The 13,448-nt window shown below is 34.7% G+C and carries 10 protein-coding genes; 9 read left to right on the forward strand and 1 reads right to left on the reverse strand.

The features are described 5' to 3' along the window. The first annotated feature begins 156 nt into the window (after positions 1-156). The 9 genes from ACUTSE_RS06540 to ACUTSE_RS06580 all read left to right on the forward strand — a co-directional run bounded on the left by ACUTSE_RS06540 (position 157) and on the right by ACUTSE_RS06580 (position 10,616). Positions 157-1,443: a citrate synthase gene (locus tag ACUTSE_RS06540; RefSeq protein WP_445639617.1), complete on the forward strand. Its 1,287-nt coding sequence runs from the start codon at positions 157-159 to the stop codon at positions 1,441-1,443. A gap of 228 nt (positions 1,444-1,671) precedes the next feature. Then, positions 1,672-2,586 (forward strand): dimethylarginine dimethylaminohydrolase family protein, encoded by a 915-nt coding sequence (locus ACUTSE_RS06545; RefSeq protein WP_445639618.1) that lies wholly within the window; start codon positions 1,672-1,674, stop codon positions 2,584-2,586. Between the two features lie 10 nt (positions 2,587-2,596). Beyond that, positions 2,597-3,532, forward strand: coding sequence for a citrulline utilization hydrolase CtlX (ctlX, locus tag ACUTSE_RS06550; protein WP_002987470.1), 936 nt, complete (start codon positions 2,597-2,599; stop codon positions 3,530-3,532). Between the two features lie 141 nt (positions 3,533-3,673). Continuing rightward, positions 3,674-5,797: a TonB-dependent receptor plug domain-containing protein gene (locus ACUTSE_RS06555; RefSeq protein WP_445639619.1), complete on the forward strand. Its 2,124-nt coding sequence runs from the start codon at positions 3,674-3,676 to the stop codon at positions 5,795-5,797. Between the two features lie 2 nt (positions 5,798-5,799). After that, the gene (locus tag ACUTSE_RS06560; RefSeq protein WP_445639620.1) at positions 5,800-7,248 is read left to right on the forward strand and encodes an HmuY family protein; all 1,449 of its coding nucleotides are present in this window, start codon (positions 5,800-5,802) and stop codon (positions 7,246-7,248) included. A 250-nt stretch (positions 7,249-7,498) separates the two neighbouring features. Beyond that, positions 7,499-8,155, forward strand: a complete 657-nt coding sequence (locus ACUTSE_RS06565; RefSeq protein WP_002987462.1) for a class I SAM-dependent methyltransferase — start codon at positions 7,499-7,501, stop codon at positions 8,153-8,155. A 144-nt stretch (positions 8,156-8,299) separates the two neighbouring features. Next, a complete protein-coding gene (gene xpt, locus ACUTSE_RS06570; protein ID WP_002987460.1) occupies positions 8,300-8,866 on the forward strand; it encodes a xanthine phosphoribosyltransferase in 567 nt (188 codons plus the stop codon). A 155-nt stretch (positions 8,867-9,021) separates the two neighbouring features. Next, positions 9,022-10,029, forward strand: coding sequence for an LLM class flavin-dependent oxidoreductase (locus ACUTSE_RS06575; protein WP_115091688.1), 1,008 nt, complete (start codon positions 9,022-9,024; stop codon positions 10,027-10,029). A gap of 38 nt (positions 10,030-10,067) precedes the next feature. Further along, positions 10,068-10,616, forward strand: a complete 549-nt coding sequence (locus ACUTSE_RS06580) for a hypothetical protein (RefSeq protein ID WP_445639621.1) — start codon at positions 10,068-10,070, stop codon at positions 10,614-10,616. Between the two features lie 35 nt (positions 10,617-10,651). Here the strand turns inward: ACUTSE_RS06580 and ACUTSE_RS06585 are convergent, their stop codons facing one another. After that, positions 10,652-12,817: a M3 family metallopeptidase gene (locus ACUTSE_RS06585; RefSeq protein WP_445639622.1), complete on the reverse strand. Its 2,166-nt coding sequence runs from the start codon at positions 12,815-12,817 to the stop codon at positions 10,652-10,654. Positions 12,818-13,448 lie beyond the last annotated feature (631 nt).

The raw sequence follows: 13,448 nt of genomic DNA on the forward strand, positions 1-13,448 counted from the left end.
ATTTTTATAGAAATAGTACCGAAAATGTTGTGAATCAATGATTATTATTAGCTTTTATATCTTGTATGTAAGCATAATATTTCTTATCTTTCCAACTGCAAAAAACATTTTAAATGTTTTAATTATATAAATAAAAAGTAAATAAAAAATAACAATATGTCTAAAACAGCTTTTATAGAAGTTGATGGTCAAAGACACGAACTGCCAGTATTAGTTGGTACTGAAAACGAAGTAGCAATTGATATCTTAAAATTACGTGCTTTAACAGGGGCTATCACTTTAGATCCAGGGTATAAAAATTCTGGTTCATGCCAAAGTGCAATTACTTTCCTAGATGGAGAACAAGGAATTTTAAGATATAGAGGCTATTCAATCGAGGACCTTGCTGCTAAATCTAACTTTTTAGAAGTTTCTTATTTAATTATTTTCGGAGAGTTACCAACGCAAGAGCAATTAACTCAATTTGAAAAAGATATTCGCAAGTATTCGTTAGTAAACGAAGAAATGAAAAATATCATTGACGGATTCCCGAAAACAGCACACCCAATGGGTGTATTAGCTTCTTTAACAAGCGCACTAACTGCTTTTAACCCAAAAGTTGTTGATGCAGACTGTGAAAAGAGTTTATATGAAGCTGTGTGCAAAACGATGAGTAAATTCTTAGTTATTGCAACATGGACATATAGAAAAGCAAAAGGATACCCATTGAACTATTATGATAACACAAAAAGTTATGTAGATAGTTTCTTACAGTTAATGTTTGCTTTGCCAACTGAACCATATGAAATGGATCCAGTTGTTAAAAATGCAGTAGATAAATTATTTATATTACATGCTGATCACGAACAAAACTGTTCTACTGCTACAGTAAGAATGGTAGGTTCATCGCATGCTGGATTATTCGCTTCAATTTCAGCTGGAGTATCTGCACTTTGGGGACCACTTCACGGTGGTGCTAACCAAGCAGTACTTGAGATGTTAGAAGCAATCCAAAATGATGGTGGTGATGTTGAGAAATACATCAACAAAGCAAAAGACAAAGATGATCCGTTCCGTTTAATGGGATTCGGTCACCGCGTTTACAAAAACTTCGATCCAAGAGCACGTATCATTAAAAAAGCTGCAGATGAAGTATTAGCTAAATTAGGAGTTGATGATCCTGTTTTAGATATTGCTAAACAATTAGAAGCAGCAGCATTAAAAGATCCTTACTTCGTGGATCGTCACTTATATCCAAACGTAGATTTCTACTCTGGAATTATCTACAGAGCATTAGGTATCCCAACAGAGATGTTTACAGTAATGTTTGCTATCGGTCGTTTACCAGGATGGATCGCACAATGGAAAGAAATGAGAATCAACAAAGAACCTATCGGACGTCCACGTCAATTGTATGTTGGAGAACCTTTAAGAGAATTTGTTCCAATGGACCAAAGAAAATAATTTGCTGTCCAGCATAAAATAGAAAAGGAAATGAGCAATCATTTCCTTTTTTTATTGATTTTGAGTGATAGGAGGTTTGGAAATTACTGATCTTAGTGGATGGTTATTTTGATGAATGCCTAACAAGATTATGCTTACTTTCATCATACCGCTAGAAAAAAGTAAAAACACACAAAAACAACTTTTTATCAAAAGGGGTTTTACTATATTTGTACAAAATGACAGCATATGTTACAATTAAATGTAAAAAATGAAACCTCTCGTTTGCGGGCTGTGGTCCTAGGCACTGCCGTTAGTAATGGACCCACCCCAACAATTGAAGAAGCTTATGATCCGAAATCACTGGAACATATCAAAGCTGGTACCTATCCAGTTGAAGCTGATATGGTACGTGAGATGGAAGCTTTTAATCAGGTTTTTGAAAAATACGAGGTAAAGGTATATCGACCTGAAATTATTGAAGACTACAATCAAATCTTTACTCGAGACATTGGATTCGTGATTGATAATAAATTTATCAAAGCCAATATACTTCCCGATCGAGACAGAGAATTAGACGCTATAAACTACGTTTTAGACCAAATAAATCCCAACGATATTATATCCGCACCAGAGGAAATGCATTTCGAAGGTGGTGATGTAATGTTGTGGAACGATCATATCTTTATTGGATCATACAAACGTCCAGATTATCGCAATTATATTACTGCTCGTACCAACGAATTAGGCGTTGAATTTATCCGTGAATTATTTCCAAATAAGATAATCAAGAGCTTTGATTTAGTAAAATCAAAAGTAGAACCAAGAGACAATGCCCTACATTTAGATTGTTGTTTCCAACCTGTAGGTTTGGATAAAGCAATTATCTATAAAGGAGGTTTTTATGATGAGAAGGAATATCAATATTTAGTTGATATCTTTGGTGAAGCGAATTTGTTCCAAATTACAAGAGAAGAAATGTATCACATGAATTCAAATATCTTCTCTATCGCTCCAGACGTTGTTGTATCAGAACGAAACTTTACGCGTTTGAACAATTGGTTAAGAAACCATAATATTACAGTAGAGGAAATCCCATATGCCGAAATTGCAAAACAAGAAGGTTTATTGAGATGTTCTACACTGCCTTTAATAAGAGATTAATTTGAATAGTATGAAACAGATAACAAATAATATTCTGATGATTCGTCCTGTTGCTTTTCGTATGAATGAGCAAACAGCAGTGAATAACTATTACCAAAAGGTTTTAGACAATTTAACTCCAGCAACAGTAAATGCAAAAGCACAACAAGAATTTGATGCTTTCGTTGAAAAGTTACGCGCTGTAGGAGTACATGTTACGGTAGTAGATGATACAGTAGATCCGGATACACCAGATAGTATTTTTCCAAACAACTGGATCTCTTTCCACGAATCTGGAGAAGTTGTTTTGTATCCTATGTTTGCTGAAAATAGACGATTAGAAAGACGCGAAGATATCTTGGATATTTTAGAGGAACAAGGATTTGAAATCAACGATATTTGGGATTATACGTCTGCGGAAGAAGACGATTTGTTTTTAGAAGGAACAGGAAACCTTTTATTAGACAGAACCAATGAAATCGCTTATTGTGCTTTATCTCCACGTGCAGATGAAGGTTTAGTGATTGAGTTTTGTGAAGATTTTGAAATGAACCCTGTTATCTTTGAAGCATTCCAAACCGTTGATGGGGAGCGTAAAAATATCTACCACACCAATGTAATGATGTGTTTAGGGGATACATTCGCCGTTATTTGTGCTGATACAATTGATGATAAACAAGAAAGAAAAATTGTCTTGAATCACTTAAAAGAATCTGGAAAAGAAGTTGTTCTTATTACAGAAGATCAAGTAAACAATTTTGCAGGTAATATGTTACAAGTATTAGGTGCAAATGACGAAAAATACTTGGTGATGTCTACACAAGCTTATAATAGCTTAACAGATGGACAGATTAAAACACTTGAAAAACACGCAAAAATTCTACACAGCAGCTTAGATACTATTGAAGCATGTGGTGGTGGAAGTGCAAGATGCATGATGGCAGAAGTGTTCTTACCTAAAAACTAGAAGCTCAGCGTATAGATTGAAAAGCGAAGTTGTTAACTTCGCTTTTTTTATTAAAAATATATTATTTAAAATCAATTTAAATAATATATTTTCTTATCTTTGCAATTAAGAATCTATCTAAATAAAAGACTTTACATATAAATGAAACGTTCACTACTGCTTGCAACAGGTACCTTACTTACTTTAAGTTCGACTGTAGTTGCTCAAACAAATGATACGATCAAAGAGCCAGACCAAAAGTTGGAAGAAATTGTAATTTCAGGTCAATATAATCCTCAGTCGATCAATAAAGCTGTCAACAACGTAACTGTTCTAAATAGGCAAAGAATTGAAAATTTAGGCGCTGTTACTTTAGCGGATGCTTTAAATCAAGTAATGAATATTTCTATTTTACCTAATGCAGGTACAGGTCGTTCAACCGTTAAAATGTTTGGTCTAGACGCCCAATATTTTACCATTCTTATTGATAATGTACCGATGATTTCAGATGAAGGATTCGGGAATAATACGGACTTAACGCAAATCAATCTTGACGATATTGAACAGATTGAAATCGTTGAAGGAGCAATGGGGGTTGACTATGGTGCTAATGCAGTAACGGGAATTATCAATATCATCACCAAAAAGAATAACATCAACGATTGGAATGTCAATTTCTTTGTACAAGAAGAAACTGTAGGAAGTGAATATGACCTAAAGAATAAAGGGAAGCATATTCAGGGTATTACTGTGGGACATAATATCAATGATAATTTATATGCTAGTATCTCCTATACGCATAATGATTTTAAAGGATGGTATGACGATAGAAAAGGATTTACCTACTATGGTGATGAAGATAAAAGAGGACATGAGTGGTTGCCAAAAAATCAGAATAACGTAAAAGGTTTTTTAAACTATCACCATAAATCTTATCGTGTGTATTATAAGTTTGAATACTTTGATGAGCGCATGAAAGACTATGCTAAATTGTTCAATATTAATGAAGATCCAATCTTTGAAACAATTAATCCAGTAGCCGTAGACCGTATTTTGAATACACAACGTTGGTCGAATGTATTGAATACTTCTGGAAATTGGAATGATTGGTTGCGATTTGATTTATCTTTCTCTTATCAAAAACAAGAAAGAGAGACCAATAAATATAGATATCGTATTATGTACGATGAAAAATTTGATAAAAGCTCATTTAAAAGTGAAAGTAGAGAAGTGTTTTTCTCAAGAGGTACGTTTAGTGACTTTATCAAATTAGATGCAGCGAAATTTCAAGTAGGATACGAGATAGCCTATACGAATGGTTATTCTGCCATGTCAGAACAGCTAGCTGAAAATCCACAGAAAAAAGCATTGGGAAGCTATGATTTTTACGCTTCCTCTGAAATCAATGTTTTACCGCGCTTGATGGTGCGTCCAGGGTATCGCTTGATGACTTCAAATACATTTGACAGCCAACATGCTATGAGCTTGGTATTGAAATACGTTCTTCCAGGTGATTACGAGATTCGCGGTACAATTGGTACTTCTCCTCGTTTGCCAAATTATGAAGAATTGTATACCTACTTTGTCGATGTGAATCACGATTTACAAGGGAACGAAAATTTAAAGCCAGAAAAAGGAAAAACGTTATTTCTAAACTTTAAGAAAACGTTTTCATTGGGAGATAATATAGAATTGAGTAACAGTTTAACAGGTCGTTATTTAGAGGTTTCGGATAAGATTGATTTAATTGAAGTTGTAAATCCAGATGGATTGAAATTCATTTATGAGAATACAGATTTATACCGCAACATTGGAGCAACGTTCTTGAGTCAATTAAGCTGGAATTCTTTTGATTTTGGACTTGGTTTTACCATGTCAGGAGTTTCTCAAGAAATTCACAAAGCACCTAAAGGAACAGATAAGTATTTATATACTCCTGAAGTAACTGCAAACATCAATTATCGTTTGGAGAAAACGGGAACTAATTTTTCTTTATACTATAAATTTAATGGAGAAGAGGAACGTTTCAAAAAAGGATCGGATGAATTTGGTGAGTATTATGCAAAAGGAAAACAAGAAAGTTATTCTTGGTTAGACTTTAGTGTAAGACAACCGTTCTTCAAAAATATGTTGTATGCAACAGTAGGAGTGAGAAACCTATTTGATATCAAAGATATTCGCTCAACAACGAGTGGAGCTACAGCACACGCAGGAGGCTCAACAACAAATCCAATTGGATATGGAACAAGCTTCTTTATTAAGTTACAATATAAATTAGGATTTTAATTATGAAGAAGTATAAATTAGGAAAACTTGTTATTGCAATTGTTGCACTTGTTTTTTTCAGTTCATGTGAGAAAGATTCTAATAATGGAAATAGTGATGTTCGCGATTTCATTGTAGCTTTTGATGACCCTTCTATTCCTTATAGAGAAATTGAAACAACGCGTCAAGTGGAGTTAGTTTTTTCTGAAATGGCACAGGGAGAAGGAAGTATTGAAATTCAGATTATTCCTAGTAAGGCTATATATGGGGTAGATTTTGCTACCGTACCAGCAGCAGCCAATCATAAATTAGTTGTTCCTTTTTCTAAAGGAATGAAAAGTACATCGTTTACCTTCGAAAATTTAATTTTTCCATATGATCGAATGGACAAGACCATTCAGTTCAATATCGAAAAAGTAAATTATAGCGAGAAGACACCAAAAATCCAAGGGTATAATGTCATGATGATTAGTTTTGACACTTCATTGGGTGGAATTATGGCACCGAATGTTGGTGGTCCAACACAACCAAATCAGGTTTATGTTGATCTAGGTGGAAAAGCAATGTATGAAGTGAAACGCAATTCATGGGATTTAGCCTTTGATAGTGGAAATGAATTTAGAGTTCGTTTGAATGGTTCAGTATATATGGCTGCGGGTACAATCAAAGGAGTGAATACAATCGATGATGTACGCGACGATAATACGATTCGCGAGATGAAAAATGTAGTGAAAATCGGAACTTTTGATCCAGCGAATTTAGAATATATTGATGACCCATCGGGAGATCCTTCTAAAACGGCGATTCACGCAATTTCAGATATTGATGCAAATAACAAAGTGTATTTGGTTAATATGGGCTTTGATCCAGGAATGGATGCCGTTGAACCAGGATCGGTTTTAGTGACAGGTAAAGAACGCGGTTGGAAAAAAGTACGTATCCTAAAACGTGAAGGCGGTTATCTATTGCAGTATGCAGATATCAATGATAGTACGCATAAAGAGGTAATGATACCAAAATCACCTGGATTTAATTTTACCTTCTATAGCTTCAATACAAATAGTATCGTACAAGTTGAGCCAAGTAAAGCAAAATGGGATTTAAACTTTACGGTCTTTACAAATAAAGTAGATCAGGCTGGAGATCCAAAAGGATCATATGGATACTCTGACTTTATTGTACAGAATAGTTATGGTGGTGTAAAAGCGTATAAAGTAACTATACCAGCAGGTGATAAGAATTTCTATAAAGCTTATAATCTACAAAGTGTAGATGAAAGCGCATTATCCAACGATTTTACTACAATAGGTGGTACATGGAGAGAAGTAGCAAATGCAAAAGTGTTGTATAAAAATGTCTTTTATGTAATCAAAGATGCAAAAGGGAATTATTATAAAATGAGAATGCTAGATTTCTTCAATGAAAAAGGAGATCGTGGATACCCAAAATTTGAATATGCTCTATTGAGATAAAAAATAGTTAAGAGTATATAGAGGTTAGTTGTCGCACTCTATATGTTGAATTCAATCGAATGGCAAATAGCTTTTTGTATTTGTTCTTTATTGAGTTGTTAGTTTATTTTTGTTAGGAAAACCCCGAAATGATCTTTCGGGGTTTTTCGTTTTCAAATCCTTCTTTTTTAGTGGAGTAACTGAAAAATAATATGACGATATATTATGTGGACTCATTCTAAATAACTATATTTGGACAAAATTAAAAGGAATGAGTAATTTAGATTTAAATGAGGTAGCAAATCAACTGCGATGCCCTTCTGGACAGGCAGGTGAAGAGTTGGCAGAAGTAATGTTTAAATCAAATAGCAACATGATTTACAAAACGATAGATCGGTTGCAACTGCACCAGGAAGATATTGTCTTAGAAATTGGATTTGGCAGTGCCAAACATTTGCCTTACATTTTTTCAACTGCTCAAGATCTTCAGTATTATGGCGTAGAAATTTCTAGCTTAATGTTAGAAATGGCGATGAAAGTAAAGGAATCGTTGAGCCAAGAAAAAATAGAATTGCAATTGTCAGAAGAATTAAACACACTTTCTTATCCAGATAAGTTTTTTAATCATTGTTTTTCCGTAAATACAGTTTATTTCTGGAAGGATCCAGTTAAGTATTTTACAGAGATTTATCGCGTGCTTAAACCTGGAGGAAGTATAGCACTGTCGTATATACGAGAAGATTTCGCGCAACAACAACCATTTGCTAAAGAAGATGTTTTTCATTTTTATCGAACAGAATGGTTAATCCGAATTATGACTAATATAGGTTATAGCCATGTAGAACGTTGGCAGTATATTGAAAATACATTAGATAAAGTAGGTAATAAAGTAATTCGACCTTTTGTTGTATTAAAAGGGAAGAAGTGAGTTTTAAGTTAGGTCTATTGTTAAAAATGAGTTTATGAATTTTGTAAACGAGTTTATATTATTTTAACTTCGCGTAATTATATTACCCCAAAAAGGAGATTCAAATTGATCTCCTTTATTTATTCATAGACAACACACAAAATAATGGAATTATTACGTCAACGAATTCTTCAAGATGGTAGATGTTTTGAAGGAGGAATTTTAAAAGTAGATAGCTTTATCAATCACCAAATGGACCCTGTTTTAATGAAGTCTATTGGAGTAGAGTTTGTCCGTCGATTTGCAGGAACTAAAGTAAACAAGATTATGACCATTGAAGCAAGTGGAATCGCACCTGCGATCATGACAGGATATTTGCTCAATCTTCCTGTGGTATTTGCAAAGAAAAAGAAACCTAGTACGATGGAGCATATGTTGCACACGCAAATCCACTCTTTTACAAAAGATAGAACGTATGATGTAGTGATTAGCAATGATTTTCTAACTCCTGATGATCACGTACTTTTTGTAGATGACTTCCTAGCATATGGAAATGCTGCTGTAGGAGTATTAGATTTGATCGAACAATCTGGAGCTACTTTAGTTGGAATGGGCTTTATCATTGAAAAAGCTTTTCAAGAAGGACGAAAGTTGCTAGAAGAAAAAGGTGTTCGCGTTGAATCCTTAGCTATTATTGATGATCTTTCTAATTGTACGATTACAATTCGATAAAAATACAAGGCCTCTTCCTTAAGAAGGGGCTTTTTTTATGGGGAGTAGCAGCTTTGGGATTTCGAAATGTTAAACTATTTCTATTGGATTAGTGTATTCTTTTTTTATTGATTACTTTAATAGCTTACAAAAACTAATTCACCAGATTAAGTATTATGAATAAAAATATAGCCTATTCTTTCCTCGATTTAGCCGTTATTGGCGCCGAAAAATCGACGAAAGAAACATTAAACAATGTCTTAGTTACCGCTCAACATGCCGAGCAACTCAATTATACTCGTTTTTGGGTAGCTGAACATCACAATATGCCGCATATTGCAAGTTCAGCTACTTCAGTTCTGATTGGTTATATCGCAGGAGGAACAGAAAAAATACGCGTGGGATCCGGGGGGATTATGTTACCCAATCACCCTCCTTTGGTCATTGCGGAGCAATTTGGTACTTTGGAATCATTGTATCCCAATAGAATTGACTTAGGATTGGGAAGAGCGCCAGGTACAGATCAGCTCACCGCAATGGCGTTGAGAAGAAATGATACGATGAGTGCCAATTTCTTTCCACAGCAAATTCAAGAATTAAAAACGTTTTTTAGTGCCTCTAATGCTGAAGCAAAAGTAAGAGCCTTTCCTGGAGAAGGATTGGATATTCCGTTTTGGATTTTGGGATCGAGTACGGATAGCGCATATTTGGCTGCCGAATTGGGATTGCCTTATGCTTTTGCTAGTCATTTTGCTCCTGATCAGATTCAAATGGCTGGTAAAATCTATAGAAATAATTTTAAACCTTCAGCGCAATTAGATAAACCGTACTTTATGCCTTGTGTCAATGCTATTTTAGCGGACTCTGCACATGAAGCTGAAAAATTAGCGACTTCTTTTTATCGCATGTTTTTGGGAATTATCAGAAATGATAGAAAACCTTTACAACCACCTATCGAATCTATGCAAGGAATCTGGAATGTACAAGAGGAGGCTGCGGTTTACAATATGACCGCTTGTTCTTTTATTGGAACGAAAGAAGAGATGCTGCCAGAACTCAATCGCTTCTGTGAAGTACTAGAAGTGGATGAACTAATGATCACAACACCAATCTATGATTATGACAAGCGCAAGTACAGCATGCAACTATTTGCAGAAGTCATGCAAAATTTGGAACAATCTTAATTTTGTATGTATTTTTGTTGGACTAAATCAAAATACATATGATCAAGAAAATTGGAACCTTAGTACTTCTTCTTACGGTATTGGTGGGATGTAATAATAAAACCGCTTATACGGAAATTGTACATGATGATAAATTTAGTGTTGAAGTTCCCAGCACTATGCAAAAGACTAGAGGACTAAATGGAGATGCAACTCTTCAATTGCAAAATGTACAAGAAGAACTTTATATGATCGTCATTAAAGAAAATAAAAATGAGATTGATGAGTTATTCAAAGCAACAACAGGAGAAGGAGAAGATATATTCACTCAGTTTTCAAGTACAACACTGGAATATTTGACTTCTACATTAGAACAACTTGAGCCAAGCGAATTGAAACTTCAAGATCGTCCAATTCATAACTTGCCTGCAAGAGTAGCTGATTTTACAGCGAGAATTGGAGGATTAGATGTTTATTATAAGTTTGCTGCTTTTGAAGGAAAAGAAGATTACTATCAAGTATTGGTTTGGACTTTAAAAGAATACAAAGACAAGAATCAAGAGCAAATAAATAAAATGGTTGATAGCTTCAAAGAAGTTACAAAATAAAAAAAAGTCAGAGCAAATCGCTCTGACTTTTTTTGTTAGATTTTAGCATCTAATTTATTGTTGTTTTTAAAAGTGGTTTTTTGATCAAACCCTTTCATTTTTAAATAAGCATCAATGGTAGCATCTTTTCCTCTAAACTCGCGATACATTTCATCTGATGGTTTTGTGTTTCCTTTTGATAAAATCTTATCTCTGAAGATTTGACCATTTTTACGGTTCATTCCGCCGTTGTCCATCAACCATTGGAAAGCATCATTGTCTAGTGTTTCGGCCCAAGTGTATGAATAATATCCTGCTGCGTAGCCTCCTCCAAATACGTGATTGAAGAATGAAGAGCGGTATCTTGGGGGTACTGTAGCTAGATTAATGCCGTATTTTGCTAAAGCTTCTTGTTCAAATGTAGCTACATCCTTAATATCAGCTGTAGAAGAAATCGTATGCCATTCCATATCCAATAGAGAAGCACTTAAAATTTCAGTTAGGCCATACCCAATATTAAAGTTTTGAGCCGCTTTCATCTTCGCAATTAAACTCTCTGGAATTACCTCTCCTGTTTTATAGTGCTTTGCATAGTTTGTTAATACCTCAGGTAAAAAAGCAAAATGCTCATGGAACTGTGATGGCAATTCGACAAAATCACGTGATACACTTGTACCAGCAACAGTTGGATAGGTTACATCTGATAGGAATCCATGAAGTCCATGTCCAAATTCATGGAACATAGTGATTACTTCATCTGGAGATAAAAGTGTCGGTTGACCTGCAGCAGGTTTCTGGTAGTTACAAACATTGTAAACAACAGGAGCTTGGTTTAATAATTTCGATTGCGTTACGATATTACTCATCCATGCACCTCCGCGTTTTGATTCACGTGCATAAAAGTCAACGTAAAATAATCCAATCGGACTTTTATCTTCATTGAAAATTTCAAAAACACGTACATCCTCTTGCCAAACAGGAATATCCTTGCGTTCGTGGAATGTAATTCCGTATAGTTTTTCAGCCATATAGAAAACACCCTGTTCCAATACAGCATTCATCTCGAAGTATGGTTTTACTTCATTTAGATTCAACGCATATTTCTGTTCTCTAATTTTTTCAGCATAATAATCCCAATCAGCTGCAGTCAAAGTAAACGGATCAGCTTCTTTGTTGATTAAGTCTTGGATTTCTTTCGCCTCTTGTGTAGCTGAACCAACAGCATAAGGGCTTAATTGATCCATTAATTTTTTTGCCTGATCTGGTTTGTTCGCCATACTTCCTTGTAGGCTCCATTCCGCATAGTTTTTGAAACCTAATAATTCCGCTTTTTCTGCACGTTTCTTTGCAATCGTAATTAAAGTCTCTCTAGTATCATTGTCATCTCCTTTTTCTGTGCGATTCCAACCTGCATCAAATAACTTTTTGCGTGATTCTTTTTTGTGTAAAGAAGCAGCAATTGGTTGTTGCGTTGTATTATTTAAAGGAATAGCGTATGTTCCATCTTCCTGTTTGAATGCTTCTAGTTCAGATTCACTCAATCCATCTAATTCCTCTTTAGTGAATATAACACTTCCAGATTTAGTAGCAGCTAATAATTGATCTCCAAATTTTGTGGTAAGTGAAGCTAATTCCTGATTCAATTTTTTCAGTGTTTCTTTTTGTTCCGGTTTTAAGTTAGCCCCAGAACGAACAAATTCTTGATAGTATACATCAAGTACACGTGCTTGTTCACTCGTTAACCCCAAAGACGCTTGTTGATCATGTAATTGTTTTACTCTTTGAAAAAGAGCATCATTAAGGTAGATCCCATCATTATGTGAGGCAAACTTTGGAGATAATTCTTGGTTGATAGCTTTAATCTCATCATTGGTATGTGCACCTACTAATAAATGAAAAACAGAACTCACGCGTTTCAATAAAGCACTAGACTTTTCTAATTCTGTAATTGTATTGTCAAAAGTCGGAGCTTCTGTATTTGCAGTAATCTTGTCAATGGCTTCTACTTGACGACGCATACCTTCTAAAATAGCAGGCTTAAAGTCTTTGTTTTTGATTTTTTCAAAATCGGCTGTTTGATAAGGCAGTGTACTCTCAGCAAAAAAAGCATTGCTTTCATCCCAATTTGGATTTGCATCAGCTTGATCTGGATTTTGCTTACACGACATACTAAATAAAGTTATACCAGTTAAAGTACCTACAATAGCTTTTTTTACATACATAATAAGTAAAGTTTAAAAATATGAAGTTCAAAGATAAAAATATATTATTAGGATTAAGAAGAACAGGGGAGGAGGAAAGCTTTTTGTTGCTTTTTTGTTTTTGTGAAGTTGCTTGATATTCTTTTTGAAGAATATCTTTTCTTTTTAGAGAGGGCGCATGGCCGTGTGCCCCTACCTATATATAAGGAGAGCATCAAAAAACAAAAATATCTTTCCCCCGTACGGGCACATGGCAATGTGCCCTATGCCCGAATCACCTTTTTCAAAAGAAACTCTTCTTTTATCTGATTCATTTTCCAAAAGCACCTCTTGCAAAAAGGCAAAAAAGCGTTTACCTCTATATATGCGTACGGGCAAATGGCAATTTGCCCCTATGTCCGAAATGTTTTTTCAAAAGAAAACCTTTCCTCGAACCATCTTTTTCAAAAGAAACCCTTCTTTTGTTTGATGCATCCCCTCAAAAATTCCCCTTGCAAAAAGGCAAAAAAGCAAAAAAAAGCAGCATCACGGCTTCACACGATCCTAATCCATGAAAAAGTCAAAAAAAACTTTGAGTTGTAACGTGAATGATAATAGGGAGTTGCGACAATTATCGAAAATACTTTTAAAAAAAGGAGGTGTAAAGTTTGGA

The sequence above is a fragment of the Myroides sp. TSA_177.3 genome (assembly GCF_052691955.1).